Raw genomic sequence first — 25,564 nt, 5'->3', positions numbered from 1 at the left:
CGACGACCGCGTGGGCAAACGAAAAGCCGTTTGCCCACCCTACGGTCAGAGTTTCAGGCCGAGTTTGCCGGCCTTCGTGTTGAACGCTGCCACCACCGCGGCCAGCACATCGGCGGCCTTGTCGCCGAGCGCCGCTGCGGCTGCCGGCTCGAGCGCCGCCACCCAGATGTCGCGCCACTTCACGGTCCACTCGGAAATCAGCTTGGCGTTCTCCGGGCTCTCCGCCGCGGCGGTCTTGACGATGGCGTCCACCCAGCGCGACGTCTCGTCATACCAGCGCATCAGGTAGTCCGTCAGCGACGACAGCGCCGAGCCGTTCTGCGCCGCGAAGGCGGCGTCGAAGTGCTGGTAGAACAGCGGGTAGACGAGGCTGTCGGCGACGAGGTTCTGCGCCACGTGCAGCTCGAACCAGTCGCGCGTCACGAACAGGTGCTCGACCTCGCGGCGCACGCCCTGCCACGCGGCTTCCTCCATCCACTGGCGCTTGCCTTCGGTCAGCGACTCGCCGGTGTTGCCGTCGGTGAGCAGGCCGATGCGCGACAGGTGCTGCGCCATGCCCAGGCGATCCATGCAATTCATCATCGCGGCCTGGGTGTAGATCGTGCCGAAGCCGTAACCCGCCATGTGCGAGTTGTTCATGTTGGCGCCGAACTCGTAGTGACGCAGAGGCACCAGCGTCTTGACGAGCTGCTGGCGCGCGGCGGCCGGCAGCACGCGCAGGAGCTCGCGCTTCTCGACGAACTCGAGCTGGCGGTCCAGCGCGTCCTGCTGCTTGGCGCGCGTGATCGTGTAGGCGCCGTAGTAGTACTGGCGCGGATCCTTCAGCGCGTACCAGTCCTTCATCACGACGGCGGTGCGACGCACGTCGTACAGATCGCGCGTCGGATCCCACAGCGGCTTGTAGTGGAAGTTCACCAGCGGCTGGATGTCGTACGCGATCTCCTGGTAGCGCGTGGCGTTCTTGTCGCCGAAACGCTTGGCCAGGTGTTCGAAAGTGTTGCGGATCGGCTTGACGCCGGTGGTGCGGATTTCAACCGTCATGTGTCTTGCTCCTCGCGTCGCTATTCAAATCAAAACCGTAGCCCGGACGAAGTCCGGGATTGCGCTCGACCATCAGGACCCGTCCCGGACTTCGTCCGGGCTACGCAAACCTTCCATCAACGAACCGGCAACCCGGGTTGCACCCGGGCTACATTCACCTCTCCCCCCGGGAGAGGTCGCGCGCAGCGCGGGTGAGGGGCGAGGCGGAGCCGAGCCGCCCTGCGCTCGAAGACCCAACGCGCTCACTCCGTCACCCCCGGCGCCCCATACCGCCACTTCGCCTGGTCCTCATCCATTGCCGCCTCTTCCTCACGCGTGAGATAGACGACCTGGTTGACCCGGCAGAACTCGCGATACGCCTCCAGCGGCATGATCAGTTCGGCCATCAGCTCCGGGCTGCCCACGCCGAACGCGAACTCCACGAAGCCGCGGTCGGTGATGCGGTGGAAGCGGACGTAGCGAGCCCGCCCGTCGAGCGGGTCGAGCAGCGGGGTCGCGACATGGTCGCGCCGTGTGGCTGCCGGCTTGGGCAACGGATCTCCTCCGGTGGCATGCGTTGAGGCCGCTTTGAAATCCGCGGCGCTGGTGTTCGCCCATAGAGCACCGGCCGTGCCACATGCGCCGAAGCGGGGCAGGGCGGGCGCGAATCCGCGGCAAGCCACTGTTTGCAATGGGCGACGTCTCGGAGCATCGCAACGGTGAACCCGAGTCGCCGATCGCGAACCACGAATAAATGAATCATTTGATTCACTCCAGACAGTCGCTTCTGACGTCGAATGAATCAAATTCGATGGTGCGCCGCAGCAAGCTTTCCGGAAAAGCCGGGCCTATGCTCGCCCCTCGCAAGCCAGAACCCGCCTCTTCCGATGGCCTCGCCGCCCCCACCCAACACCCCGACACGCGCCCTGCTCGCCACCCAGCGGCCCAAGGGCCCGAGCGGCACCGGCCTGCCGATGCCGGACAACACCGACATCGTCGATCGCATCCACTTCTCGCCCGAGGACGGCCATATCTGGCTGGACGATCAGCGCATGCTGCTGATGCATGCCTCGGGGTTCGGCGTGCTGCGGCGCGAGCTCATCGAGAGCCTGGGCGTGGAACGCGCACGCGGCCTGCTCACGCGCATCGGCTACAACTCCGGCGCCCACGACGCGCACCTCGCCCGCAAGCTGCGTCGCGACAGCGGCGCGGTGGACATGATCCACGTCGGACCGCAGCTGCACATGCTCGAAGGCGTGGGCACCGTCATCCCGGTGCGCACCGACGTCGACGAGGAAACCGGCGTCTATCACGGCGAGTACATCTGGCAGGGATCCAGCGAGGCCGAGGAGCACATCCGCATCTACGGCCTGGGTGCCGAGCCCGCGTGCTGGATGCAGATCGGCTACGCCTCCGGCTTCATCAGCCGTTTCATGGGCAAGCCCATCCTGTTCCGCGAAGTCGAGTGCAAGGCCCAGGGCCACGACCACTGCCGCATCGTCGGCAAGCCTGCGGAGGAATGGGTCGATGAAGCCGAGAGCGATCTGCGATTCCTTCGCGCCGACCCGCTCACCGGCGGAATGGCCCCCGTCGCCCGGGTGAAACCCACCGTAGCCCGGACGAAGTCCGGGACACACGCCCCCACCGGAGCCAACAAGGGACCGGACGCGAAGAACAGATCCCCAACCTCCGCATCCGACATTTCGCCGAGCCAGCTCGAGCCGCTACCCGACGCCCCCGTCCTCCCCTTCGGCGCCGAAGACGTCGTCGGCGTCTCCGCCGGCTTCAACGCCGTCTGCCACAAGATCCGGAGAGTGGCCGACACGCGCGCGACGGTCCTGTTCCTCGGCGAGAGCGGCGTCGGCAAGGAAGTGCTCGCACGCAGCCTGCATCGCATCAGCCCCCGAGGCGAAGGCGCGTTCATCGCCATCAACTGCGCCGCCATCCCCGAGAACCTCGTCGAGTCCGAACTGTTCGGTGTGGAGCGCGGCGCCTTCACCGGCGCCACGCACTCGCGCGCCGGCCGCTTCGAGCGCGCCGAGGGCGGCACCCTGTTCCTCGACGAGATCGGAATTCTCAGTAACACCGCCCAGGGCAAGCTGCTGCGTGCGCTGCAGGAACGCGAAGTCGAACGCGTCGGCGGCAGCAAGACCATCAAGGTGGACGTGCGCGTGATTGCCGCCACTAACCTCGACCTCATCGAAGAAGTGAAGCAGGGCCGTTTCCGCGAAGACCTGTTCTTCCGCTTGAACGTGTTCCCCATCAAGGTGCCCGCGCTGCGCGACCGCCTGGAAGACATCCCGGTCTTCATGAACCACTTCCTGCGCAAGTTCTGCCGCATGCACAACCGCAGCGCCGCCGGCTTCACCGGCCGCGCCATCGACCACATGCTCAGCTACCACTGGCCCGGCAACATCCGCGAGCTGGAGAACGTCGTCGAACGCGGCGTGATCCTGGCCCCGGACGGCGGCGCCATCGATTCGGTGCACCTGTTCGCCGGTGGCGAGCAGGTGGAGTCGAGTCATTTGAGCGTGGGGGCGGGAGGGATGTTGCGGCGGGCAGGGGCCGGGTCTTCGTCTTCCGCGGCCGCGAAGTCTTCAGCGGGTCGGAAGGAGAGTGCGGCGATCGCGGCCGAGGTGGACCCGGATCGAATGGGTCGAGTGCGGAGCAAGATCACGCAGCTGCTGGCGGGGGTGGGGGGCGACGAGAACGGCGTGACGTCACTTGAAGAGATCGAGGATGCGTTGGTGCAGAGTGCGGTGCGGAGTGCGAAGGGAAATCTGGCGGCGGCGGCGAGGATGTTGGGGATGACGAGGGCGCAGTTGGTGTATCGGCAGAAGGCAAGATGCAGCTGAAATGGATACCGCAGGCGACCGTCTGGGCCGGGCTCGCGAACCTGCGACTCAGATAAGCCACGCCCTCAAAGGCCGAACCTTCATAACCCGGTTCGCCGTCCACCCCCGCGGAAGCCCCCGACCTCAAGCCTCGATCAAATCGTAATCCGCCTTGCTGGCCCCACACTCCGGGCACTGCCAATCATCTGGAATGTCCTCGAACCGGGTGCCCGGCGCGATGCCGCTATCCGGATCGCCCAGGCGCTCGTCGTAGACGTGCGAGCAGTAACGGCATCGATAACGACGCATGGCGGATTCCCCTTCCGTGCAGGTGGGTCTTTTCTTTATTTTTCTACTTTAAGCCGCGCCTTCGCCGGCCGCGTAGATCACCGGGTGGATGGCGAGTCCGTGCTGGATCGCGAGGTCGCGGCGGCGCAGTTCGGGTTCGATCAGCCGCCAGACCTTGGCGTTGTTGTAGAACGGCGTGCCCGGATACAGGTGATGGATCAGGTGCACGTGGTGGTTCTGCAGCAGCGGCGCCATCAGCCATTCCATGCCGAGGCGGACGGTGGTGGCTTTCGTGAAATTGTCTTCCTGCGTCGTGTCGTGCGGCACGTGCGGCAGCCAGAAGAAGCTGAAGCCGAGCGACAGGAAGATCAGCCGCGACGGAATGAACCACAGCATCAGCACTTCCCATCCGTAACCCATCCAGGTCAGCACGCCGGCCACGGTGAACGTGAGCGCGGCCATCGCCATCGAGCTCTTCAGGTACTTGCCTGAAACCTTGTCGCTGTGACGGATGGCATGGACCAGGTACAGGGCATCGATGGCCATCCAGCGGAACGGAAGCGTCCACCAGGCGCCGTGCAGGATGTAGTCCGGATCCTTCGTGCCGCTGGTGAACCGGTGATGGAGGATGTGGCCCCATCGGAACAGGCGCAGGTCGACGTAGGGCGTGATCATGAACACGGCGCTCTGACCGATGATGTCGTTGAGCCGGATGTTCTGGCTGATGCTGCGATGCAGCGAGTCGTGAACGACGGTGAAAGTCAGGTACCCGATGGACGCGTTGATGAGCATGCCCACCCACATCGGGATATGCCCCTTCACGGCCAGGTAGATCGACGCGATGTAGATCGCCGTCATCAGCGCCGAGGTGAGCACCGTCGGCCAGGCCACCGGCGGCGCCGAGGTCAGCGTCTTCAGCTCGGCCCCGCGCGCCGGGTCCAGGCTCTGCGCGATCTGGGTGGGGACATGGATGGCCATCGGATGCTCCTCGTTCTTTTTCGTCTCGTGACCGGCTGGATCGCGCCGCTGCGGGCGCTTCTTTCTTGCTTGATGCCAGACGGGTGTTCGTTCGGGTGTTGCAGAAGATGGTGATCATGGCGGGGCGCTGGACGGTGTCTTGTCCCAACGCGCCATTGCTCCATCCATGCTGCACGTGACCCCTACTACAACCCAAGGCCCTGGCTTCCGACCCAACCTTTGGACGGGTCCGGGCCCGGGTGTGGGTGGCCGTCCTGCCGCGTGAAAAGCGGATTGGAAACGGCATCGGCGAGGGGGTGAATCCCCCATTTCAGGCGCGTCACGCCGTTCGCGTCATCGACCGGATACCCGCCACCGCGTAGCCCGGACGCAGTCCGGGGTGCTCGCTTTGGGGGTGGAGTTCCCGAGGTTCTACGCGCGTAGCCCGGGTGCAACCCGGGGCTGTCGCCGCATGCCGGGCGCCACGCGGTCCCGGACTTCGTCCGGGCTACGTCGCTACGTCGCGTAGCCCGGACGAAGTCCGGGGCTTTCCCGAGATCGGCGTGCTCTCTTCTTTGGGTGGAGGTCCCGATGTTCACGACCAAAGACCAACTCCGCCACCGTAGTCCAGGTGCAACCCGAGGTTGTTGCCGCATCCCGAGCGCACGCCGTCCCGGGTTTCACCCGGGCTACGTCAGCGCTTGCGAACGCACTTGCGCAGTTCGTCGGCCGCCTTCAGCCCTTCCTTCCACGCCATGCGAAAGACTTCCTTGTCGTCAATGGCGATCGCGAACTCCAGTTCGTCGGTCATCCCCGCAAGAGCCGCCTTCATCGTCGGCACCGCGAACACCAAGGTGCCGAACTTGTGCATCCGGGGATCGCGCGCGTAGTTGTAGACCTGCACTTTGGCGGGCGCGTCGCCGGTCTGCGTGAGCGTGGCTGTGATCTCGCGGAATTTGCGCGGCTGCGGGATCTTCTCGCCGGTGAACATCAGCAGGGCGCCGTCCCAACTCTTGTCGAATCCGCTCAGCGCGATGATGCCATCGCGGTTCTGATACATCGCGGTGCACCACTCGCCGGGTTCCGCTGGTTCACGGCTCTGGAAGAAGTCCCAGCTTCCATTGAGCCAGCGTTGGTACTTGGCGTCCTCTTCCGCCTGTTTTTTCTTCGAATAGTCTTCGAGCTCCTTCAATTCTTCCGGCGACAGCTTGCGCGGCGCCGGACGACTGCTCGAGCCGCGATCGTTGTCGTCGTATCGGCTGCTGTAGCGGGAGTGCGCGTCCGCTGCGTACTGCGCCTGGGCGCTCATGGCGGCATGGGCTTCCAACATGCCGAAGACATCCTGTGCCTGTGCGGAGCCGATGCAAAGGCCACTCATCATCAGCAGCAGCGTCGAGCCCAGTGAGGGAAGCAAGGTTCGAATCGACAGTGGACGCATGAGGGTCTCGATCATGGTGAACGCCTTGAGTCTGGATGATCGCCCGTCGAATCGCAGCAGAGCCGTGCGAGCAAGGCGAGGGTCATTGTCACATGCGTCCCATCGCGCCGCGCCTTGGCTCGAGCCTCGCGATTCATGGCGCGCCGCACGGCTTCCTATTGTGGTGTGCTGTTCTGAAATTCAGCGCGGACGGCCTTGATTTCCCTTCGGTGACGCGTCGCAAGCCGGTACGCTCCGTCTCGACAGACGTACTCCCGCATGACGCAGGCCCATGACAGACCCCGCCCCACGCTCCCTGCTGCGCGACGCATCGGCTTCCGCCATCGCCGCCGGCTTCGTCACGGTCCTCGTCGGCTTCACCAGTTCCGCCGCGATCCTGTTCCAGGGTGCACAGGCGATCGGTGCGACGCCCGCCCAGACCGCCTCGTGGATGCTCGCGCTCGGCGTCGGCCTGGCCTTCACGGCCGTCGGCCTGTCGTTGCGCTATCGCGTGCCCGTGGTCACCGCGTGGTCGACACCGGGCTCCGCGATGCTGATCGGCGCCGCGTCGGCCGGACTGCCGTTGTCGGACTTCATCGGCGCATTCGTGATCTCGGCGCTGATGATCACGGCCGCAGGATTCTCCGGCGTGTTCGAACGCATGATCGGCCGCATCCCGGTGTCACTGGCTTCGGGAATGCTCGCGGGCGTGCTGCTGCGTTTCGGCCTGGAGGCGTTCGCGGCGATGCAGACGCAGCTCGTGCTGGTGCTGGCCATGTTCGTCACCTACCTGTTGTCGCGGCGCTGGCTGCCGCGCTACGCGGTCATCGCGACCTTGGTGGCGGGCATCGTGGTGGCGGCGGGCAAGGGGCTGCTGCACACGGATGCGCTGACCTTGGAACTCGCGCATCCCGTACTCGTGGTGCCGACGTTCTCGTGGGCGGCGCTGGTCGGCGTCGCGGTGCCGCTGTTCATCGTGACCATGGCGTCGCAGAACGTGCCGGGTGTCGCGGCGATCCGCGCGTCGGGCTACTCGGTGCCGGTGTCACAGGTGATCGGCTGGACCGGGTTCGCGAACCTGCTGCTGGCGCCGTTCGGAGGCTTCGCGCTGAACCTGGCCGCGATCACGGCGGCCATCTGCATGGGGCGCGAGGCGCACGAGGATCCGGCGCGGCGCTACGTGGCGGCGATGGCGGCGGGCATCTTCTACCTGCTCGTCGGCCTGTTCGCGGCCACCGTCGTGGCCCTGTTCGCGGCGTTCCCGCAGGAGCTGGTCGTGGCGATCGCCGGCATCGCGTTGCTGGGGACCATCGGCAACAGCCTGGCGGCGGCGTTGCGGGAGGAAGGTGCGGGGCGCGAGGCAGCGCTGGTGACGTTTCTGGTGACGGCGTCGGGGGTTTCGATCGCGGGGGTGGGGTCGGCGTTTTGGGGCTTGGTGGCGGGTGTCGCGACGTTGATCGTCATGAAGCGCCCGTAGCCCGGACGAAGTCCGGGATCCTCGTCCGTATTGCGAGGGGAACCCCGGACTTCGTCCGGGCTACGGGAGCGCCAATTCCCTGAGCGTCGTGATCTCCACCGCCGGCGGCGTCGGCAAGCGCTCGGCCCGCTGCGCATACCGGTTGCACCACACCACCTGGAACCCGAACTGCGCCGCACCCGCGGCATCCCATCCGTTCGACGAGATGAACGCGATGCGTTCGGCCGCGACGCCGAGCCGATCCACCGCGAGCTGGTACACGCGCGGATGCGGCTTGTAGATGCCGACGTCTTCGACCGACAGGATCGCGTCGAACAGCGAAGCGATGCCTGCATGACGACACCCGGCGTCGATCATCTCCTGCGAGCCATTGGTGAGAATGGCGGTTCGCAGTCCCTTGCCGCGCAGCTTCGTCAGCGTGTCGACGACATCGGGAAACGGCGCGAGCTCGCGGTACAGGCCCATCAACCGGTCGCGAAGACCCGGTGTGCGAATGCCCAGCGTATCGAGCGCGAAATCCAGCGCCTCGCCGGTGACCTGCCAGAACGGTACGTAGGCGTCCATCAGCGAGCGCAGCCAGGTGTATTGCACCTGCTTGGCGCGCCACAGCTCCGACAGCGGCGCAGCCCGATCACCGAGAACATCAGCGGCCTGCGCGGCGGCGGAGTTGAAGTCGAGCAGCGTGCCGTAGGCGTCGAAGACGCAGGCGTCGATGTCGTGGAGGGGCATGGAGTGGACGTGTGTTTATTGAGTGAGGACGACCCCGTAGCCCGGACGAAGTCCGGGATTCCCGCTCGTTTTGCGAGGGGAACCCCGGACTTCGTCCGGGCTACGTGAGGAGATAAACCACGCCCGCGATCGCCGCGGCGGCCACTCCCAAAATCACATACGCCCCCATCGCCATCCCGCGCTTGATCTTCTGGAACTGCTCGCGGCTGTTGACGTTGGGGAACGGTGTCTGCGGTTCCAGAATCGCGAGGAACCGGCACAACGGACCCCAGCCCTCGGTCACCCTGAACTCCAACAGTTTGTCGGCCGGCACCTCGCGACGAATCGTCTCGATGTGCTGCTGGTAGTAGGCAACCGCCTTCGCGCGATCCGCCATCGTGCCCTGGTGTCCACGCTGCCAGATCAGCTTGCGCGCCATCTCGCCGAACTTGCGGCCGAACGGCGTCACGGCCTCGAGGACCTTGAACGCCCAGGTGTTCTCGGTGAAGTAGATCGTGTCCATCGTGCTCTCCCACCACGCGTCCGGTCCCTTCGGATGCGTGGTCAGGATCAGCTTGGCGTCGGGATACGCGGCCATCAGTTCGCGCCAGGGCACGCAGGCGGGGTTGTCGACGGCAGCGGCGTAGCGGGAGAAGACCTCGCGTTCCCAATCGAACGGGGTGCCGGGCGCCGCGCGCGCCACCTTCAACCAGAAGTCGAGGTGGGATTTGTTGGCCTTGTTATTCAGCACTTCGTACATGTGGTAGCAGGGCAGCCCCACCTGGTTGAGCGCGGTGTACAGCGACTCCGTGCCGGTGCGGCCGAAGCCGACGCCGATGACTTTGAGCGGCATGAGCGATTTCCCCGTTTCGATGGAACGCGGCGCATCTGCGTGCGCGTGGTTGCGTTGGATCCTAGCAAGAGCGGTTCGCGGAAATGAGAGAAAAGCCCCGGACTGCGTCCGGGTTACGCAGCGCCCGTAGCCCGGACGCAGTCCGGGGTTCCCCTCGCAATACGGGCGAGGGTCCCGGGTTTCACCCGGGCTACGGCCGTCTGCGAAGCTTCCCCGGCGGATGCCCGGTCCAGCGCTTGAATGCACGCTGGAAACTCGCCTCATCCGAGAAACCGAGTTCCTGCGCCAGCGCGAGCGTCGTCACCACGCTGGTCTGCAACCGGTAGATCGCCCAATCACGCCGCAGATGATCGCGAATGCTCTGGAACGAGGCCTGTTCCCTGGCCAGATGCCGCTGCAGCGAACTCGCCGAGCAGTGCAGCGCGCTCGCGGTCTGCTCCAGGTCCTGCCACTGCCCGAGCCGCGTGTGCTCGAGCTGCAGGTGCGCACGCACGCGATCGCCGTACCGCGCGGACGCGACGACGGGAATGACCATGTCGAGCACGGCCTTCTGCAGGTAGTCGGCGAGCGCACTGGTGTCGCGACGGACCGGGCCCTGCATGCGTGCGGACTGGAACCAGAGCGCAGAGTGCGCGGCGCCGAACACCAGCTCGGTCGGAAAGATGTTGAGGTAGAAGTCGCCGTGCGCCGGCTTCGCAAACGCCAGCTCCACGCGCTCGGCGCGCAGCTTGCCGGTGTCGAGCCAGCTCATCAGGCGCCACATCAGTCGCAGCAGCAGGCCGTGCACGAACGGCCGCGCAGCGACCGAGGCCGTGGCGAAGCGCAGGATCACGCGCACGTGACGGCCGTCGTCCTCCAGCATCGGCACGAGGTCGTCCTGCATCAGGCCGAGCGAGCGCAGGAACTGGTCGAGCGCATCGACGAGCGTGCCGCCGCCGTGCAACGCGGCGGATGCCATCAGCGCGAAACTGCCGCCGCGCAGCTTGCGCGAGAACAGGCCCATTGTCTCGTCGTTGAGCGCGGCCATCGCGCGGCGCAGCAGGCGCGCGTACTGCGTGGCGCTGACGTGGTGGTCACGATCCAGCGGCAGGTCCGGGTCGATGCCGGCGGCCACCAGCAGCGCCGCGGTGTCGTGGCCCTGCTCGCGCACGCCGGCCAGGGCCTCGTGCACGAACACGGCGGGGACGGCGACAGGCGCGTCGGGCGAGGGCGTGGACACCGGTCGGGATGATGGATTGTGCAAGTCGAATGAGGTCTGCCGACATGGTGCATGCCGGCCGCGGCGCGGAACATCGTCGACGTCCCCGGGCAGTCTGCCCAAACCCAGAAAAAGGTGGAATCCAGATGGCTGAGAAAGTGATCGTCGCCGGTGTTGGCCTCGTCCCGTTTTCCAAACCCGGCGCGAGCGAACCCTATCCGGTGATGGCCGCGAAGGCGGTGCATGCGGCGCTCGCCGATGCGGGCGGTCTGGCCTACGCGAAGATCGAGCAGGCCTTCGTCGGCTACGTCTACGGTGACTCCACCGCCGGCCAGCGCGCGCTGTACGAAGTGGGCATGACCGGCATCCCGGTCGTGAACGTCAACAACAACTGCTCCACCGGCTCCACGGCGCTGTATCTCGCCAACGCGGCCATCGCCAGCGGCCAGGCCGAGTGCGTGCTGGCGCTGGGCTTCGAGCAGATGAACCGCGGCGCCATCGGCAGCCAGTTCAACGATCGACCGAGCCCGTTCGATCGCTTTGACGAGGCCACGCAGGCGCTGGTCGGTCACAGCGAGGTGCCGCTGGCGCTGCGCTACTTCGGCGGCGCGGGGCAGGCGCACATGCAGCAGTACGGCACGCGGCTGGAGACCTTCGCCAAGATCCGCGCGAAGGCCAGCCGTCACGCGTCGAAGAATCCGGTCGCACTGTTCCGCGACGTGATCACCGCCGAGGACGTCATGAACTCGCCGGCCGTGTGGCCCGGCGTGATGACGCGCCTGATGGCCTGCCCGCCGACTTGTGGCGCGGGTGCGGCGATCCTGTGCACGGAGGCCTTCGCCAAGCGCCATGGCATCAACGCCGGCGTGCGCATCAAGGCGCAGGCGATGACCACCGACACCACGGCGACGTTCGAGGCGCGCGACATGCGCGAGGTCGTCGGCTTCACGATGGCCAAGAACGCCGCGAAGAAAGTCTACGAGGCCGCGGGCGTCGGCCCGAAGGACATCCAGGTGGTCGAGCTGCACGACTGCTTCGCGCAGAACGAGCTGATCAGCTACGAGTCGCTCGGCCTGTGCCCCGAGGGCGGCGCGGAGAAGTTCGTCGAGGACGGCGACAACACCTACGGCGGGCGTTACGTCGTCAATCCGTCGGGCGGCTTGCTGTCGAAGGGCCATCCGCTGGGCGCGACGGGCCTGGCGCAGTGCACCGAGCTGGTCCAGCAGTTGCGCGGGCAGGCGGGTGCACGGCAGGTCGACGGTGCGCGCTTGGCGTTGCAGCACAACCTCGGCTTGGGCGGCGCGTGCGTGGTGACCTTGTACGAAGCGGTGTGACCCGTAGCCCGGACGAAGTCCGGGGCTTTTCTCGCAGACCGGCCGGCATCCCGGACTTCGTCCGGGCTACGTTCTGCGTGCACTGGACCACGATAAGAAAGACGAGGAGCGCGACACACATGATCGATCGCAGCTGGATCGGGCAGGAACTGCCCGCCGTGAGCATGACCCTGGAGCGCGGACGCCTGCGCTTCTTCGCGAAGGCCATCGGCGAGACCGACCCGGTCTACACCGACGTCGAGGCCGCGAAGCGTGCCGGCTACGCGGACCTGCCGGCGCCGCCGACGTTCCTGTTCGGCGCCGAACTCGACGGCGGCATCCTCGACCGGCTGCTCGCCGACCTGAAAGTGCCGATCGCGAAGATCCTGCACGGCGAGCAGGGCTTCACGTACTACCGCCCGGCCTGCGCCGGCGAGACCATCACCGTGCAGTCGCGCATCGCCGACATCTTCGACAAGAAGAACGGCGCGCTGGAATTCATCGTCAAGACCAGCGAAGCGCGCAACGCGGCCGGTGAGCGCGTGGCCGAGCTGCGCAGCGTCATCGTCGTGCGCAATTGAGAGCTAAGGAACGAACGACATGACGACGACGAAGAAATCTTCCGTGAGCGTGGGCGACGCACTGCCCGAGCTGAAGCTGCCGCCGATCGATCGCGCGACGCTCGCGCTGTTCGCCGGCGCCTCCGGCGATCACAACCCGATCCACATCGATCTCGACTTCGCGCGCCGCGCCGGCATGAACGACGTGTTCGCGCACGGCATGCTCGGCATGGCCTGGGTCGGCCGCCTCGTCACCGCGTGGCAGCCGCAATCGAAGCTGCGACGTTTCGACGTGCGCTTCGGCGCCATCACGCACCTGGGCAACGCCCCGGTGCTCAACGGCAAGGTGCTCGAAGTCCTCGAGCAGGACGGCGAGACGCGTGCGCGCGTGCAGATCGAGATGCGCAACCATTACGGCGAATCGAAGATCCAGGGCGAGGCGCTGGTGGCGCTGGATTAGCGTCGGCGGGGTTCGGCCCGGTCGCGCCCAGAGGGTCATTTACCGCAAAGGCGCAAAGGGAAAAGAAAGGTCGCAAAGGTTTTTATTTCTTGTCTTTCCTCTGCGTTCTTTCTTTTCCCTTTGCGCCTTTGCGGTGAAAGCGCCCGGGAATCGAGGCCGCTTTCACACTATCAAACGAAGAAATCAGGAGAACGACATGGGCAAGCTGGACGGAAAAGTAGCGATCGTCAGCGGATCGGGACGCGGCATCGGGCAGGCGGTGGCATTGAAGCTGGTGGCGGAAGGCGCGAGCGTGGTTATCAACGATCTCGACGCCGGCCCGGCCGAAGAGACGGTGGCGCGCATCACTGCTGCGGGCGGCAAGGCGGTGGCCTGCGTCGGTAGCGTGACCGCGCCGGACTTCGCGGAGCGCTTCGTGAAGACCGCCGTCGAGCAGCTCGGCGGGCTGCACATCATCATCAACAACGCCGGCTACACCTGGGACAACGTGCTGCAGAAGATGAGCGACGAGCAGTGGTACGCGATGGTCGACGTGCACATGACGGCGCCGATGCGCATCCTGCGCGCGGCCAGCGAGTACTTCCGCATCATCACGAAGAAGGAAGCCGGTGAAGGCAAGGCCACGCATCGCAAGGTCGTCAACATCTCGTCGATCGCCGGTACCGGCGGCAACGCGGGGCAGGTGAATTATTCCGCGGCCAAGGCCGGCATCATCGGCGTGACGCGCGCGCTGTCGAAGGAATGGGGCCGCTACAAGGTCAACGTCAATTGCGTCGCGTTCGGGCTGATCAATACGCGCCTGACCAGCGCGCCGGCGGATGGCTCGTCGTCCATCGAGATCGAGGGCAACAAGATCAAGACCGGCGTGAATCCGGACCTGCTCAAGATGATGGAAGCGCAGATCCCGCTCGGTCGCGGCGGCACGCCGGAAGAGGCCGCCGGTGCGGTGGCGATGCTGTGCTATCCGGAGTCGGATTACGTGTCGGGTGAAGTGATTGTTTGCGGAGGCGGGTTCCGCGTCTGACGTGGCCCGGGTGAAACCCGGGATTTTTTCCCGGAGTCGAGCGGAACCCCGGGTTGCACCCGGGCTATGGGGGCCACAATCGGCCCGTCGTGCTCCCTCTCCCCGCGCGGCTTCATCGTGTGGGGTGAGGGGCAGGCTTTTTGAAGCCTGAGCCCGTAGCCCGGACGAAGTCCGGGACCCACGCTCGTTGTCGCGAAGCGGTTTCCGCGCGGCGAAGGCGCTGCTTTTTCCCTGGCGGGACCCCGGACTTCGTCCGGGCTACGGGTGTTACGGGGCCGGCCCGACTTCCCATGCGCGGCGTCCCGAAGAAGAATCGGGACCATAAATAGCGAGGAGATTTTGGCCATGTACCTGACGCAGTCGCTGCACCGCGCGGTGCGCATCCACCCGAAGAAGCTCGCGACGATCTTCGGCGCGCGCCGTCACGACTACGCCACGGCGACCGATCGCGTCGCGAGGCTGGCCGGCGCGCTGCGTGCGCTGGGCGTATCGACGGGCGATCGCGTCGGCATCCTGTCGCTCAACTCGGACCGCTACTTCGAGTACTACTACGCGACGTGGTGGGCGGGCGCGGTCGTCAACCCGTGCAACACGCGCTGGAGCGTGGCGGAGATCGCGTACTCGCTGCAGGACTGCGACACGCGCGTGCTGCTGGTGGACGACGCCTTCCTGCCCAGGCTCGCCGAGATCCGCGCGCAGGCGAGCTGCCTGTCGGTGCTGATCCACTGCGGCGACGAGCCGACGCCCGAGGGCCTGCTGCGCTACGACGATCTGATCTCACGCACCGCGCCCGCCGAAGAACACGTGCGCGCGGGCGAGGACCTGGCGGGCATCTTCTATACCGGCGGCACCACCGGTTTTCCGAAGGGCGTGATGCTGCCGCATCGCGCGCTGTATGCGAATGCGCTGGCGCTGAGCGCGGCCTACGTCGGCGACATAGGCCAGCTGGTGGGCCTGCACGCGGCGCCGATGTTCCATCTCGCCGACGGCATGTTCATGGGCGCGCTGGCCGTGGGCGGCGCCACGCACGTGATGCTGCCGGCGTTCAAGCCCGATGAAGTGGCCGCGGTCATCGAGAGCGAGAAAGTCAGCGCCGCGCTGCTGGTGCCCACGATGATCCAGATGCTGGTGGATTCGCCGGCCGCGCGCGAGCGCGATCTCTCCAGCCTGCAGATGCTGATGTACGGCGGCTCGCCGATCGCCGAGGCGGTGATCGATCGCGCGCTCGCGCTGATGCCCAGGCTCAACATGCTGCAGGCCTACGGCATGACCGAGATGGCGCCCGTGGTGACGATCCTGGGCGCCGAGTACCACGCGGGCGAGGGGCGCAAGCTGGGCAAGGTGCGCTCGGCCGGCAGGCCCTGTTCGATCTGCGACGCGAAGATCGTCGACGAGGACGGCCACGAGGTGGCGCGCGGCACGGTCGGCGAGATCGCGACGCGCGGGCCCGGGATGATGCTCGGCTACTGGAACAAGCCCAAGGAGACCGGGAACGCGATCCGCGACGGCTGGTATTTCACCGGTGACGGCGCCTACATGGACGACGACGGGTTCATCTTCATCGCCGATCGCCTGAAGGACATGATCGTCACCGGCGGCGAGAACGTGTACTCGGTGGAAGTCGAGAACGCGGTGGCGCAGCACCCGGCGGTGTTGCAGTGCGCCGTGATCGCGATTCCGGACGATCGCTGGGGCGAACTCGTGCACGCCTGCGTCGTGCTGCGGCCGGGCGCCGCCGTCACGCTCGAAGAGTTGCAGGCCAAGTGCAAGGAGCGCATCGCCAACTACAAGGTGCCGCGCTCGATGCAGGTGGTGGAGGCGCTGCCGATGTCGGGCGCCGGCAAGATTTTGAAGAACAAGCTGCGCGAGCCGCACTGGGCGGGGCGCGAGCGACGCGTCGGCTGAGTAGCCCGGACGAAGTCCGGGATGTCTCTGGAATGACGCGGCCACTCGCGTAGCGAGCGGGAACCCCGGACTTCGTCCGGGCTACGGGCGGGGGCCGTGAATATCGCGTGAGGCAACCGTAGCCCGGGTGAAACCCCGGGGCGCTTCTCGAACATCACGGCCGCTCGCACCCTGCGCAGGAACCCCGGGTTTCACCCGGACTACGGGGTACTGCCTCAGTCGTACGGAAATTCCAGCGGGCTGAATTCCACGGCGCTGCGCTCGGCGAGCGGCAGGTCGTTTTCGTCGAGGACCCCAACGCCCACCAGGCCCCGCGAGATCTCCATCAGCGAGAGCACCGTGGATTTGTGCGTGCCCACCGGGATCTCCGAGGGCGCACCGCGGGCGAGCTGGCGGGCCCGCTTGGATGCGATCGCGCACAGCGAAAAATGGTTGGGAATTCGCTGCAGACAATCTTCGAGGGGATAGCGTGTCATTCGGTGTCCGGTGGAGCGCCGCAAGATCACGGTGACCCACTGTAGCCTCGTCCCGAAAAGCTTGGGTCGGCGCGCTTCGCGAGCGGTAGCAGCGGACCGCGCGGATACGTCCCGATGGAATTGCGCGTATGGTGGTCCTCCGCTCCCGCTTTCGTTCGGTATCTGCCATGACCCCGACCCAGCAAGATGATGTCCCTGCGTCGGTCACCGTTCCGAAGGTGCTCAGGACGCGCAAACAGCTCCAGGCCGCTGCCGTCAGCGAGTTGGCGCTGCTCCATGCGAACTGGAAACGCGCCATTCCGGGCGCCCAGTTGCGCTGGCCGAAACTGGATCCGGTCGAACTCGCCCAGGCGCGCGGAAACATGCACCGGCTCGCGGGTCTCGTGCAGCTTCGCTACCAGCTCACCCGCGAACAGGCGGACCAGCAGGTCGCCGAATTCCTTGCCGTTCCGGTCTGAGCGCGTGCGGGCATTGGCGCTGGATCAACGCATACGGGCCCTGACGCGCCCGGTGCGCTGCATGGAAGCGTGCATTTCGCACGGCGGCTGATCCGCAGATACACCCCGACAATGTTTCACCGCCTGCAGGCAGGTGCTTGCAGGTATTTACGTTTCATTCATCAGATTCAAACTTTCGAGGAAGCAACATGTCAGACGTCTCAACCGGCACCGTGAAGTGGTTCAACGATGCCAAGGGCTTTGGATTCATCACGCCCGCCGCCGGCGGCGAAGATCTCTTCGCGCACTTCAAGGAAATCCAGGGTTCCGGTTTCAAGACCCTCGTTGAAGGCCAGCGCGTCGAGTACAAGGCCGCGCGCGGTCCGAAGGGCATGCAGGCCACGCAGATCAAGCCGCTATAAACGGCGCGGCCGAAGGTCCGCCGCACAAGGAAACGTCCATGAACCGCAGCCCTGCTTCACGGCCGCAGTCCAAGGACGCGGTCCAGCGCGTCCGGACCCGTCCGCTGGCCGTCGATCGCCGCGTACGCGGCGACGACGGTCATATGCACCCCGTCGGGTCGGTACGTGGCGATGATGGCCGCTACTACCCGCCGGGTTATTTTCTGGGTCAGGACGGCGCGTATCACCCGCCCGGTTCTTTCCTGGGCACCGACAAGTGCTATCACCGGCACGACGAGGTGCGCTGTTCCGACGGGGTTTATCGCCATCGCGACCAGTTTCTGGGCACCGACGGCAATTACCACCCGAAGTACTCGTTCCTGGGCGACGACGGTCGTTATCACCCGGCCGGCGCGTACAAGGGATTCGACGGCAAATACCATCCACGCGGCAGTTTTCGCGGCCAGGATGGCAAGTACCACCACGCCGGTTCGTTCCTGGGCGACGACGGTGCGTATCACATTGCCGAAGCACGCCGCGCTGCCAACGGCCGCTATGTCGTGCCCGCGGATTTCACGGACAAGGCAAAGAGCGACCGCAAGGGCGTGGAATGCTGAGCCGCGGCTAGCGTTGGCCCGGACGATGTCCGGGTCTTTCGCGGCAGATTGAGGGTTTCCCGGGCTTCGCCCGGGCTACGGGCGGGTGCGGGCCATCGGCTCCTCCGGCTACGGGCGATTACGGGGGCTGAGGCCTGATCCGCCTTGCGGGCGAAAGTTTCGCTAGGCTGGGGCATGGCTGCCAGCCCGTCCGATGCGTCTTCCGACTCCGGTTTCGACCCGGATGCGACGGTCGTTCTGCGTGCGCCGCGTACCTTCCTTCGCGTCGGTCCCAATCCGACGGGCCGCGATTTCGTCGTCGGCGACGTGCATGGCCAGATCTCGATGCTCGACCGCCTGCTGCGCGCAGTCGGCTTCGATCCGCATCTGGATCGCCTCTTTTCGCTGGGTGATCTGATCGACCGCGGGCCGGGAAGCGAGGAGCTGGTGCGGCGCTTTCACGACGAGCCGAGCCATTTCTGCATCCGCGGCAATCACGAGGAACTGCTGCTGGCCTCGCGCTTCAACCCGGCCTATCGCCGCGTGTGGGAACGCAACGGCGGCGACTGGGCCGACGAGCTGACGGACGAGCGTCTCGAAGAACTCGCGACGATCATCCGCGCGATGCCGCTGGTGATCGAGCTGGATCTGGGCGACGGGCGACAGGTGGGCCTGGTCCACGCCGAAGTGCCGCCGGGGGTGGATTGGGACGCCGTGCGGCGCGTGCGGCCGGGCCCGTCCGACCAGGTGGACGACCAGGACTCCAACCTCGAGTCGAGCCTGCTGTGGGGACGTCGCCGCATCAACGCGCTGATGCAGATGGCGCAGAACCCCGAGGCCGACGATCTCGACGAAGCCGATCGCGCGCGCACGATCCGCGCGGTGACGCCGGTGCAGGGCGTCGACCTGGTGCTGGTGGGTCACACGATCATCCCGGCGCGCCGGCCCGCGCGCTCCGGCAACGTGCTGTTCCTGGATACCGGCGCGTACAAGGTCGACGGCCGTCTCACGCTGGCCGATCCGCGTGCGGACCGCTACTGGCAGTGCGACCGCGAAGGCCGCATGCGCACCGAGCCCGACGGCATGCCCCTGCCCAACGCGGTGTCGCTGCGCGAGGCATATCTGCGTCCGTCGTTGGCGACGGCGTGATGGACAGGCCGGGCCTTCGGCCATTTCGCGGCGCGCTGGCGCTGTGGATCTGTCTGCTCGCGGCCTGCGCATCCAACGCGCCGCAATCCACGAGCAGCAAGAACGTGAGCCTGGCCATGGACGCATGGAAAGGCCACAAGGTCGCCGAAGCCATCGGCATGTGGGGCATGCCGGATTCGATCACGCGCGAGGGAACGCTCGGCGTGCTCGTCTGGAAGGCCGACAACGCTGCTGGGAAACCGCCTCCGACCGCGCTGCCCGCCGGCATGGCCTGGGCCGTGCGCTGCGCACGCGTGCTGTCGGTCGATCCTTCCGAAACCATCGTGCAGGCGCGTGCCTACGGCAGCGAGTGCTCGGACGATCCGGCGGATTACGCGCCGCGCTGATCGCTGCGTGGAGAGCTGATCCCGCTCGTCTCGCCGACGAGTCGTGCTTCAATGCCACGATCATGACCCACAAGAAGACCCGCCTGCGTGCCGGCGCCAGCGGCTACTCCTTCAAGGAGTGGAAGGGCACGTTCTACCCGGACAAGATCAAGCCCGAGGCCATGCTCGCGTTCTATGCGGAGCAGTTGCCGACGGTGGAGATCAACAACACGTTCTACGCGATGCCCAAGGTCACGGTGCTGGAGAACTGGGTGCAGCGCACGCCCGCGGGCTTCTGCTTCGCCATCAAGGCGCCAAAGCTCATCACGCACCAGGCGAAGCTGCGAGTGGATGCCGCGGCGGATGCGGTGACCTATCTGTACAAGACGCTCGCGACGCTCGGCGACAAGCGCGGACCGGTGCTGTTCCAGTTGCCGCCGTACGTGAAGAAGAGCGTGTCGGTGCTGTCCGAATTCCTGGCGCTGCTGCCGGCCGATCATCACGCCGCGTTCGAGTTCCGCGACGAGAGCTGGTTCGACGACGAGGTCTACGCGGTCCTGCGCGCGTCCGGCGCTTCGCTCTGCCTGTCCGAGCGCGAGGACAACGCGCCGCCACCTCTGGTCGAGACCGCGCCCTGGGGCTATGTGCGGCTGCGGCTCGAGGAATACTCGGCGCGTGATCTGCAGCGGTGGGCGGAACGCTTGCTGGAGACCGGCTGGAAGCAGATCCACGTGTACTTCATGCACGAGCCGACCGCGCCGGCCTACGCACAGACCTTGATGAAGTTCGCGAACGAGTAGCCCGGACGAAGTCCGGGGTTGCGCTCCGTATGCGAGAGGAACCCCGGACTTCGTCCGGGCTACGGGTGGGCCGATCCGAGTTCATCGCGAACCCCGCCCCTCACGCCGCTGCCGCAACAACCACCGATAGATCCGCGCATCGGCAAACGCGCGCTGCGCCGTCTCGACGTGATCCTCGCCCTGATCCAGGTGCACACGCGCAACGCCGTCCGGCGCGTCGACCGCATCGGCGGCGAGTTCGGTGGAGCCGAGGCGCTGCACGGAAGTGGAGACGACGAGACGCGCGCGCGAACCCACGGATAGCCATAGCGGCGCCGTCAGATCCGGCTCGGGAATGCGCGTGGGGTCGACCGACCACAGCGCGGACCAGAAACCGGGTTGTCGATGCGCCAGGTCGAACACGCCGTTGCCGCCGAAACTGAAACCGGCCAGGTAACGATGCGCCGGGTCGGTGCCATGGCGGGCTTCGATCTCCTGCACGAGATCGGCGATGCGATCCGCCTGCACATGCCAGTGGTCGCCGGCCACCGGCAACTGCGGCGCCACGACGACGAAGGGCAGCGCGAGACCCTCGGCATCGACGGCGGACTGCGGGTTCAGCGGCCCGTGCATCGTCATCGCACTGACCGCATCCATCGGCTGCGCCTCGCCGTGTCCGTGCAGGAAGCAGAGCAGCGCGGCGCCGGATCGCGGACCAGACGGCAGCGACAGCACACCGGACAGCGGCGCGATGTCGGTGAGTCGCTGCAGCGAAGCGGCAGGGCGATGCGGGTGTTCCATGGCCAGTGGGTTCTCGAGGATCGGGGTTGCGAATTTGGACTCGTGTTCCTGTGCGGCGTTCCCCGCGATGCCGCCGCGCTATTTCCCCTTCGCGGTCTTCGTGCCCTTCGACTTCTTCGTCCTGTTTGCGGGCTTCTTCGCGGTCATCGCCGCCGACATCTTTCCGGAAGCCGCCACGCGCACGAGCCGACGGAACTTCGGGCACTCCGTGTGGCTCGGCGCGGGACACACGGCCGCATGACGCAGGCCATCGCGCATCGCCGTCATGTGGCGGATGCGTACATCGAGTTCGGCGGCCTTGGCGGCGAGCGCATCGCGGTCGATCGCCGGGTGCCCGTTGTGCGTGGCGAACATGCGGGCCATCTCGTCCAGCGAAAATCCGGCAGCCTGCCCGAGCGCGATCAGTGCGACACGCTCCACGACGCTGGCCGGGTATTGCCGCCGCAGGCCATTGCGGCCGTTGGAGCGGATCAGCGCTTTGCGTTCGTAGAAGCGCAGCGCCGACGGATTCACGTGCGTCTGCCGCGCCACCTCGCCGATATCCAGATCGTCCATGGCTCTTGACTTGAAGTGAACTTCAAGTGGCACCTTGCCTCGCCTGACACGGGCTGGCAAGCGCAAGAGGACACACGAACATGGATCAGATCATCGAAGTTTTCGGATACGCATTACTCGTCGGCACGGTCGCGACCGGCGTCATGGATCTTGGGGGCTGGGCACTGAAGCATGCCGCCGGCCTGCCGATGCCGCGCTACGACCTGGTCGGGCGATGGGTCGCGTGGATGGTACGGGGACGTCTGGTCCACAGGCCGATCGCGGCGTCGCCAGCGATGCGCGGCGAGAAGCCACTCGGCTGGTTCGTGCACTACACCATCGGCGTCGTGTTCGCGTTCGCGCTGTTGTGGATCCAGGGCGTGGAGTGGATCGCGGCACCGACGGTGATGCCGGCCTTGATCGTGGGCATCGGGTCGGTCGCCGCGCCGTTCCTGCTGATGCAGCCGTGCATGGGTGCGGGCATCGCGTCGCATCGCGCGCCGGATCCCGCGACGGCCCGCGTGCGCAGCCTGATCAACCACGCGTTGTTCGCAGGCGGGCTCTATATCGCCGGCTGGACGGTGCGATGCCTGGCCGTCTCGCCTTGATGTCGTGCCTTCTTCGATTTTCCTCTTCCCGCTTCACTGGAGGCCATCGTCATGCGTATTCCTTCCCGTTTCGCTCCCTTGCTGTTCGGCGGACTGTTGTCGGCCATCATGGTCGCGCTGGTTTCAGCGTTCGTGCTCGCCATCAATCGCGGCCTGGATCCCGGATTCACCGAGCAGTGGATGCGCAGTTGCGCCACGACATGGCCGATCGCGTTTCCCACCGTGACCTTGGTGACGCCGTGGGTTCGGCGCGTCGTCGCCCGGGTGACGGCGTTGTAAAGATTTCGGGCGATTGGTCGTGCAGGACACTCGCGACAACGCGACGTGCGATGAATCCGGCGCCCGAAACGTAGGGTGCGCTCCGCGCACCTCGCCGATGTTCCGGCCGGGATTCGGTGCGCGGAGCGCACCCTACACGGCCGTCAGGCGCTGGGGATTGGGTAGAACGAGCCGCCCGGTGCGAAAGCCGGGCGGCTTTTTTCAATTGCGCATCGCCTGTGCTGCCGACCTCGGCGCATCGAAACTCAAGCCGAGCTGCTCGAACAACTGCAGGTTGCTGCGCAGGTCGTCGAGAAACGTCTCGGCAACCTTGTGGCTGGACGCCGGGTTCTGTCCGGTGATCAGGCCACCGTCGCGGATCACGTGGGAGGTCATCGGAATCAGTGCGGCGTCGTACTTCGCGCCGCGACGTTTGATCTCGTCCTCGAGCAGGAACGGAACCTTGCCGTGCATGCCGGTCAGGCGTTCCTCCAGGTTGCTGAAGCCGGTCAGGCGGGTGTCGCGGATCAGGTAGTGGCCGTCCGCGCCGCGCACGTTGAGCAGCGCGGCAGGGCCATGACACACGGCGCCGATCAGCTTGCCGTCGGCGTGAAAATTCGCGAGCAGTCGCTGGAGCATCGGGTTGTCCACCAGATCGACGAGCGGACCGTGACCACCGGCAATGAAGACGCCGTCGAAGGCTTCGTCGTCGACGTCGTCCAGTGGGATCGTGTCGTTGAGCGCTTGCAGTGCGCGGAACCACTTGATGCGCTGGCGGTCGTTGGGCTCGGTCTTGGGATCGAGCGGAATCGCGCCGCCGCGCGGCGAGGCAACTGTGACGGTCGCCTCTTCCTCGATGAAATGTTCGTACGGAACGGCGAACTCCTCGAGCCAAAGGCCGGTCGGATGGTCGGGCGGCATGCGCGAGGCACTGGTGGTGATCATCAGGATATTCATCTGGCGCTCCGGTTGGATCGGTACGGTTGAACGATGGATGTGTGAACGATGGATGTGGGACCTCAGCATCCGGCGTGCCCGGGGCGAACGCTGCGGGGATTCGCTGGTCACAGGTGCCCACGATCGCAGGCGAGCGAAAGCTTGCTGACAGCGAGCGCAGATCCTCGCGGCATGACGACGTCAGAGGTTCAAGCCGCTGGTGTTTCCGACCTGGAACGATTCCAGGTCCTTGCCCCTGGAAAGGGGCCGTGGCCGTTTTTTGTTCGGCGACGCAGATGGCAGGAGAAGAGAGAGAAGGTCGATGCCGATTCGCAAAGTGCTATCGCAGGGCCGTGTGCCCGTGAAGATCTACACCGACGAGGTGGCCGACAACGTGCAGGCGCAGCTCGCCAACGTGGCGACGCTGCCGTTCGTTCATCACCACGTTGCTGCGATGCCCGATGTGCACCTGGGCATCGGTGCGACGGTGGGTTCCGTGATTCCCACCCAGGGCGCCATCATTCCGGCTGCCGTGGGCGTGGATATCGGCTGCGGCATGAACGCCGTGCGCCTGTCGCTGAAGGCGCGGGATCTGCCGGACTCCCTGGGGAAACTTCGCGCGCGCATCGAGCAGGCGGTGCCGATCGGATCGGCGGGACACAAGGACACGCACACGCAGCGGCACGCGCTGGCGCGCGTCGCGCCGGGCCTGTCGGTCATCCAGTCGAAATATCCGAATCTGGACGCGAACTGGAAATTGCAGCTCGGGTCGCTGGGTGGAGGCAATCACTTCATCGAGCTGTGCCTGGATGAAAACCAGGATGTGTGGGTGATGCTGCACTCGGGCTCGCGCGGCATCGGCAACCGTATCGGGCAGTTCTTCATCGCGGCTGCACGTCGCGAGATGGAGCGTCATTGCATCCGCCTGCCGGATCGCGATCTTGCGTACTTCAACGAGGGCAGCGTGCTGTTCGACGACTACGTCGAGGCCGTGGGCTGGGCGCAGGACTACGCCATGGAGAACCGCCGGCTGATGCTGGAACTGGTCCTGCGCGTGATGCATGCGGATCTGCGGCCGTTCACGCTGACGAGCGAGGCCATCAACTGTCATCACAACTACGTCGCGCGTGAACATCACTACGGTGCGGACGTCTGGGTGACCCGCAAGGGCGCGATCCGCGCCGGCGCCGGGGATCTCGGCATCATCCCGGGCAGCATGGGTGCGCGCAGCTACATCGTGCGCGGCAAGGGCGACGCGGAATCGCTGTGTTCCTGCGCGCACGGGGCAGGACGCCGCATGTCACGCAACGAGGCCGAGAAGAACTACACGGTCGAGGACCTGCGGCGCCAGACGCTGGGCGTGGAATGCCGCAAGGACAGCGGGATCCTCGACGAGATCCCGGCGGCCTACAAGGACATCGAAGCGGTGATGAAGGACCAGTCGGACCTGGTGGAGGTGGTGCATACCTTGAAGCAGGTGCTGTGCGTGAAGGGGTGATCCGCGCTTCGACGAGCTACCCCGATGCCGCTGTCCACCCGACCTGCCACACTGCATCGCGCCCACGTCGGGCGGGCTTCGGGGACCGGACACCGTGATGCGTGTGCTGCTCACCTTCGTCTCGCTGATCGCGGCCGGCACGGCGCAGGCGCAGGTGTACAAGTGCACGGACGATGCGGGCCGCAAGCATTACCAGGACCAGCCCTGCAACGACAGCCAGCGCGCCACGCCGTACGACCCGCGCGCCGGCAACGTCACGACGATCGATTCGGAGACCTCGCGCCGCGAGACACTCGGCGCCCTCGTGACGCGGGAAGAGACCCGCCGGCAGCACATCGAGGTCACGACACCGAAGGATTCGAACGCGCAGGTGATCCTGAGCCAGCCCGGTCCGGCGTCCTATCCCTATGACGATGGCGTGGCGGCCTACCCGGTCCATCCGTACGAGCGTGGAGGCGACCGTCGCGGACATGACCGGCACGACGACCGCGGGCCGCGTGTTCCGCGACGTCCCGACGAGACGCCGATGATCGACCCGCCGCGAGGCAGCAGCAGCTACGTGCCCAAGCCGCCGACGGTCCGGCAGGTCGCTCCCCGTTCGCCGATGCCCACGCCGTCGTCTTCCTCTGGATCGCGGCGCCCCTCGACGCAGGGGGGCGCGAGCCGCAGCGACGATCGCTGAAGCTCGGCACGAGCCGGCAACTGCCTTTAT

Annotated in this window: 29 protein-coding genes; 17 read left to right on the top strand and 12 right to left on the bottom strand. The window is 66.3% G+C overall.

Features of this window, described 5'->3' with window-relative positions; all coding sequences use genetic code 11:
• Positions 1-45: 45 nt before the first annotated feature.
• Positions 46-1,041, bottom strand: a complete 996-nt coding sequence (locus DFR24_RS14255; protein WP_133882063.1) for an aromatic/alkene monooxygenase hydroxylase subunit beta — start codon at positions 1,039-1,041, stop codon at positions 46-48.
• A 242-nt stretch (positions 1,042-1,283) separates the two neighbouring features.
• A complete protein-coding gene (locus DFR24_RS14250; RefSeq protein ID WP_246051664.1) occupies positions 1,284-1,574 on the bottom strand; it encodes a phenol hydroxylase subunit in 291 nt (96 codons plus the stop codon).
• Between the two features lie 333 nt (positions 1,575-1,907).
• Here DFR24_RS14250 and DFR24_RS24960 point away from each other — a divergent pair, with 333 nt between their 5' ends.
• Positions 1,908-3,875, top strand: coding sequence for a sigma-54-dependent Fis family transcriptional regulator (locus DFR24_RS24960; protein ID WP_246051663.1), 1,968 nt, complete (start codon positions 1,908-1,910; stop codon positions 3,873-3,875).
• A 123-nt stretch (positions 3,876-3,998) separates the two neighbouring features.
• Here the strand turns inward: DFR24_RS24960 and DFR24_RS14240 are convergent, their stop codons facing one another.
• The 3 genes from DFR24_RS14240 to DFR24_RS14230 form a co-directional block, all read right to left on the bottom strand.
• Complete coding sequence (locus DFR24_RS14240; protein WP_133882062.1) at positions 3,999-4,163, bottom strand: rubredoxin; 165 nt, start codon at positions 4,161-4,163, stop codon at positions 3,999-4,001.
• Between the two features lie 48 nt (positions 4,164-4,211).
• Positions 4,212-5,120 (bottom strand): fatty acid desaturase, encoded by a 909-nt coding sequence (locus DFR24_RS14235; protein WP_133882061.1) that lies wholly within the window; start codon positions 5,118-5,120, stop codon positions 4,212-4,214.
• 673 nt (positions 5,121-5,793) lie between these two features.
• Complete coding sequence (locus tag DFR24_RS14230; RefSeq protein ID WP_133882060.1) at positions 5,794-6,552, bottom strand: hypothetical protein; 759 nt, start codon at positions 6,550-6,552, stop codon at positions 5,794-5,796.
• A gap of 256 nt (positions 6,553-6,808) precedes the next feature.
• Between DFR24_RS14230 and DFR24_RS14225 the strand changes: the two genes are divergently transcribed.
• Positions 6,809-7,993 carry a benzoate/H(+) symporter BenE family transporter gene (locus tag DFR24_RS14225; protein ID WP_133882059.1) on the top strand — a complete coding sequence of 395 codons (1,185 nt, stop codon included), beginning with the start codon at positions 6,809-6,811 and terminating at the stop codon, positions 7,991-7,993.
• 60 nt (positions 7,994-8,053) lie between these two features.
• On the opposite strand, the gene DFR24_RS14220 is transcribed toward DFR24_RS14225, so the two are convergent.
• The 3 genes from DFR24_RS14220 to DFR24_RS14210 form a co-directional block, all read right to left on the bottom strand.
• A complete protein-coding gene (locus DFR24_RS14220; protein WP_133882058.1) occupies positions 8,054-8,722 on the bottom strand; it encodes a haloacid dehalogenase type II in 669 nt (222 codons plus the stop codon).
• Positions 8,723-8,822: 100 nt separating this feature from the next.
• Entirely contained in the window at positions 8,823-9,554 is a 732-nt protein-coding gene (locus DFR24_RS14215; protein WP_133882057.1) for a sulfotransferase family protein, read from the bottom strand.
• 190 nt (positions 9,555-9,744) lie between these two features.
• Positions 9,745-10,773 carry an AraC family transcriptional regulator gene (locus DFR24_RS14210; RefSeq protein ID WP_133882056.1) on the bottom strand — a complete coding sequence of 343 codons (1,029 nt, stop codon included), beginning with the start codon at positions 10,771-10,773 and terminating at the stop codon, positions 9,745-9,747.
• 125 nt (positions 10,774-10,898) lie between these two features.
• Between DFR24_RS14210 and DFR24_RS14205 the strand changes: the two genes are divergently transcribed.
• From DFR24_RS14205 to DFR24_RS14185, 5 genes are all read left to right on the top strand, one after another.
• Entirely contained in the window at positions 10,899-12,086 is a 1,188-nt protein-coding gene (locus DFR24_RS14205; protein ID WP_133882055.1) for a lipid-transfer protein, read from the top strand.
• A gap of 119 nt (positions 12,087-12,205) precedes the next feature.
• A complete protein-coding gene (locus tag DFR24_RS14200) occupies positions 12,206-12,646 on the top strand; it encodes a MaoC family dehydratase N-terminal domain-containing protein (RefSeq protein WP_133882054.1) in 441 nt (146 codons plus the stop codon).
• A gap of 19 nt (positions 12,647-12,665) precedes the next feature.
• Positions 12,666-13,085, top strand: coding sequence for a MaoC/PaaZ C-terminal domain-containing protein (locus DFR24_RS14195; RefSeq protein ID WP_133882053.1), 420 nt, complete (start codon positions 12,666-12,668; stop codon positions 13,083-13,085).
• Between the two features lie 196 nt (positions 13,086-13,281).
• A complete protein-coding gene (locus DFR24_RS14190; RefSeq protein ID WP_133882052.1) occupies positions 13,282-14,109 on the top strand; it encodes an SDR family NAD(P)-dependent oxidoreductase in 828 nt (275 codons plus the stop codon).
• Between the two features lie 345 nt (positions 14,110-14,454).
• On the top strand, positions 14,455-16,014 hold the full coding sequence (locus DFR24_RS14185; RefSeq protein WP_133882051.1) for an acyl-CoA synthetase: 1,560 nt from the start codon (positions 14,455-14,457) through the stop codon (positions 16,012-16,014).
• A gap of 215 nt (positions 16,015-16,229) precedes the next feature.
• Here DFR24_RS14185 and rpoZ read toward each other — a convergent pair whose 3' ends face one another.
• Positions 16,230-16,490 carry a DNA-directed RNA polymerase subunit omega gene (rpoZ, locus tag DFR24_RS14180; RefSeq protein WP_133882050.1) on the bottom strand — a complete coding sequence of 87 codons (261 nt, stop codon included), beginning with the start codon at positions 16,488-16,490 and terminating at the stop codon, positions 16,230-16,232.
• Positions 16,491-16,657: 167 nt separating this feature from the next.
• Between rpoZ and DFR24_RS14175 the strand changes: the two genes are divergently transcribed.
• The 6 genes from DFR24_RS14175 to DFR24_RS14150 all read left to right on the top strand — a co-directional run bounded on the left by DFR24_RS14175 (position 16,658) and on the right by DFR24_RS14150 (position 20,238).
• Positions 16,658-16,948, top strand: coding sequence for a CsbD family protein (locus tag DFR24_RS14175; RefSeq protein WP_210772636.1), 291 nt, complete (start codon positions 16,658-16,660; stop codon positions 16,946-16,948).
• A 188-nt stretch (positions 16,949-17,136) separates the two neighbouring features.
• Positions 17,137-17,349, top strand: coding sequence for a cold-shock protein (locus DFR24_RS14170; protein WP_133882049.1), 213 nt, complete (start codon positions 17,137-17,139; stop codon positions 17,347-17,349).
• 38 nt (positions 17,350-17,387) lie between these two features.
• On the top strand, positions 17,388-17,945 hold the full coding sequence (locus DFR24_RS14165) for a hypothetical protein (protein WP_133882048.1): 558 nt from the start codon (positions 17,388-17,390) through the stop codon (positions 17,943-17,945).
• 174 nt (positions 17,946-18,119) lie between these two features.
• Positions 18,120-19,073 (top strand): metallophosphoesterase, encoded by a 954-nt coding sequence (locus DFR24_RS14160; RefSeq protein WP_133882047.1) that lies wholly within the window; start codon positions 18,120-18,122, stop codon positions 19,071-19,073.
• Positions 19,073-19,459, top strand: coding sequence for a hypothetical protein (locus DFR24_RS14155; RefSeq protein WP_133882046.1), 387 nt, complete (start codon positions 19,073-19,075; stop codon positions 19,457-19,459). Before DFR24_RS14160 ends, DFR24_RS14155 begins: the two co-directional genes overlap by 1 nt.
• Before the next feature lie 62 nt (positions 19,460-19,521).
• Positions 19,522-20,238 (top strand): DUF72 domain-containing protein, encoded by a 717-nt coding sequence (locus tag DFR24_RS14150; protein WP_133882045.1) that lies wholly within the window; start codon positions 19,522-19,524, stop codon positions 20,236-20,238.
• Positions 20,239-20,319: 81 nt separating this feature from the next.
• Here the strand turns inward: DFR24_RS14150 and DFR24_RS14145 are convergent, their stop codons facing one another.
• Positions 20,320-21,018, bottom strand: coding sequence for a hypothetical protein (locus tag DFR24_RS14145; protein WP_133882044.1), 699 nt, complete (start codon positions 21,016-21,018; stop codon positions 20,320-20,322).
• A gap of 78 nt (positions 21,019-21,096) precedes the next feature.
• Positions 21,097-21,573 (bottom strand): helix-turn-helix domain-containing protein, encoded by a 477-nt coding sequence (locus DFR24_RS14140; RefSeq protein ID WP_133882043.1) that lies wholly within the window; start codon positions 21,571-21,573, stop codon positions 21,097-21,099.
• Between the two features lie 80 nt (positions 21,574-21,653).
• On the opposite strand from DFR24_RS14140, the gene DFR24_RS14135 reads away from it, so the two are divergent.
• Together DFR24_RS14135 and DFR24_RS14130 are read left to right on the top strand one after the other, a co-directional pair.
• Entirely contained in the window at positions 21,654-22,160 is a 507-nt protein-coding gene (locus tag DFR24_RS14135) for a DUF2938 domain-containing protein (protein ID WP_133882042.1), read from the top strand.
• 51 nt (positions 22,161-22,211) lie between these two features.
• Positions 22,212-22,439, top strand: a complete 228-nt coding sequence (locus DFR24_RS14130) for a DUF2798 domain-containing protein (RefSeq protein WP_162851215.1) — start codon at positions 22,212-22,214, stop codon at positions 22,437-22,439.
• A 201-nt stretch (positions 22,440-22,640) separates the two neighbouring features.
• Here DFR24_RS14130 and DFR24_RS14125 read toward each other — a convergent pair whose 3' ends face one another.
• Complete coding sequence (locus DFR24_RS14125) at positions 22,641-23,375, bottom strand: type 1 glutamine amidotransferase domain-containing protein (protein ID WP_133882041.1); 735 nt, start codon at positions 23,373-23,375, stop codon at positions 22,641-22,643.
• A gap of 301 nt (positions 23,376-23,676) precedes the next feature.
• Here DFR24_RS14125 and DFR24_RS14120 point away from each other — a divergent pair, with 301 nt between their 5' ends.
• Positions 23,677-24,852, top strand: coding sequence for an RtcB family protein (locus DFR24_RS14120; protein ID WP_133882040.1), 1,176 nt, complete (start codon positions 23,677-23,679; stop codon positions 24,850-24,852).
• A 97-nt stretch (positions 24,853-24,949) separates the two neighbouring features.
• On the top strand, positions 24,950-25,534 hold the full coding sequence (locus tag DFR24_RS14115; RefSeq protein ID WP_133882039.1) for a DUF4124 domain-containing protein: 585 nt from the start codon (positions 24,950-24,952) through the stop codon (positions 25,532-25,534).
• The last annotated feature ends 30 nt before the right edge of the window (positions 25,535-25,564 follow it).

The sequence above is a fragment of the Panacagrimonas perspica genome (assembly GCF_004364935.1).
Lineage (GTDB): Bacteria > Pseudomonadota > Gammaproteobacteria > Nevskiales > Nevskiaceae > Panacagrimonas > Panacagrimonas perspica.
The sequence above is the reverse complement of the archived record's forward strand: the minus strand, read 5'-3'. Positions and strand labels throughout refer to the sequence as shown.

Excerpts from the sequence above, each read along its gene's own strand:
- DFR24_RS14255 (WP_133882063.1), bottom strand. The coding sequence starts at position 1,041 with ATGACGGTTGAAATCCGCACCACCGGCGTCAAGCCGATCCGCAACACT.
- DFR24_RS24960 (WP_246051663.1), top strand. The coding sequence starts at position 1,908 with ATGGCCTCGCCGCCCCCACCCAACACCCCGACACGCGCCCTGCTCGCC.
- DFR24_RS14240 (WP_133882062.1), bottom strand. The coding sequence starts at position 4,163 with ATGCGTCGTTATCGATGCCGTTACTGCTCGCACGTCTACGACGAGCGC.
- DFR24_RS14235 (WP_133882061.1), bottom strand. The coding sequence starts at position 5,120 with ATGGCCATCCATGTCCCCACCCAGATCGCGCAGAGCCTGGACCCGGCG.
- DFR24_RS14230 (WP_133882060.1), bottom strand. The coding sequence starts at position 6,552 with ATGATCGAGACCCTCATGCGTCCACTGTCGATTCGAACCTTGCTTCCC.
- DFR24_RS14225 (WP_133882059.1), top strand. The coding sequence starts at position 6,809 with ATGACAGACCCCGCCCCACGCTCCCTGCTGCGCGACGCATCGGCTTCC.
- DFR24_RS14220 (WP_133882058.1), bottom strand. The coding sequence starts at position 8,722 with ATGCCCCTCCACGACATCGACGCCTGCGTCTTCGACGCCTACGGCACG.
- DFR24_RS14215 (WP_133882057.1), bottom strand. The coding sequence starts at position 9,554 with ATGCCGCTCAAAGTCATCGGCGTCGGCTTCGGCCGCACCGGCACGGAG.
- DFR24_RS14205 (WP_133882055.1), top strand. The coding sequence starts at position 10,899 with ATGGCTGAGAAAGTGATCGTCGCCGGTGTTGGCCTCGTCCCGTTTTCC.
- DFR24_RS14200 (WP_133882054.1), top strand. The coding sequence starts at position 12,206 with ATGATCGATCGCAGCTGGATCGGGCAGGAACTGCCCGCCGTGAGCATG.
- DFR24_RS14195 (WP_133882053.1), top strand. The coding sequence starts at position 12,666 with ATGACGACGACGAAGAAATCTTCCGTGAGCGTGGGCGACGCACTGCCC.
- DFR24_RS14190 (WP_133882052.1), top strand. The coding sequence starts at position 13,282 with ATGGGCAAGCTGGACGGAAAAGTAGCGATCGTCAGCGGATCGGGACGC.
- DFR24_RS14185 (WP_133882051.1), top strand. The coding sequence starts at position 14,455 with ATGTACCTGACGCAGTCGCTGCACCGCGCGGTGCGCATCCACCCGAAG.
- rpoZ (WP_133882050.1), bottom strand. The coding sequence starts at position 16,490 with ATGACACGCTATCCCCTCGAAGATTGTCTGCAGCGAATTCCCAACCAT.
- DFR24_RS14175 (WP_210772636.1), top strand. The coding sequence starts at position 16,658 with ATGACCCCGACCCAGCAAGATGATGTCCCTGCGTCGGTCACCGTTCCG.
- DFR24_RS14170 (WP_133882049.1), top strand. The coding sequence starts at position 17,137 with ATGTCAGACGTCTCAACCGGCACCGTGAAGTGGTTCAACGATGCCAAG.
- DFR24_RS14165 (WP_133882048.1), top strand. The coding sequence starts at position 17,388 with ATGAACCGCAGCCCTGCTTCACGGCCGCAGTCCAAGGACGCGGTCCAG.
- DFR24_RS14160 (WP_133882047.1), top strand. The coding sequence starts at position 18,120 with ATGGCTGCCAGCCCGTCCGATGCGTCTTCCGACTCCGGTTTCGACCCG.
- DFR24_RS14155 (WP_133882046.1), top strand. The coding sequence starts at position 19,073 with ATGGACAGGCCGGGCCTTCGGCCATTTCGCGGCGCGCTGGCGCTGTGG.
- DFR24_RS14150 (WP_133882045.1), top strand. The coding sequence starts at position 19,522 with ATGACCCACAAGAAGACCCGCCTGCGTGCCGGCGCCAGCGGCTACTCC.
- DFR24_RS14145 (WP_133882044.1), bottom strand. The coding sequence starts at position 21,018 with ATGGAACACCCGCATCGCCCTGCCGCTTCGCTGCAGCGACTCACCGAC.
- DFR24_RS14140 (WP_133882043.1), bottom strand. The coding sequence starts at position 21,573 with ATGGACGATCTGGATATCGGCGAGGTGGCGCGGCAGACGCACGTGAAT.
- DFR24_RS14135 (WP_133882042.1), top strand. The coding sequence starts at position 21,654 with ATGGATCAGATCATCGAAGTTTTCGGATACGCATTACTCGTCGGCACG.
- DFR24_RS14130 (WP_162851215.1), top strand. The coding sequence starts at position 22,212 with ATGCGTATTCCTTCCCGTTTCGCTCCCTTGCTGTTCGGCGGACTGTTG.
- DFR24_RS14125 (WP_133882041.1), bottom strand. The coding sequence starts at position 23,375 with ATGAATATCCTGATGATCACCACCAGTGCCTCGCGCATGCCGCCCGAC.
- DFR24_RS14120 (WP_133882040.1), top strand. The coding sequence starts at position 23,677 with ATGCCGATTCGCAAAGTGCTATCGCAGGGCCGTGTGCCCGTGAAGATC.
- DFR24_RS14115 (WP_133882039.1), top strand. The coding sequence starts at position 24,950 with ATGCGTGTGCTGCTCACCTTCGTCTCGCTGATCGCGGCCGGCACGGCG.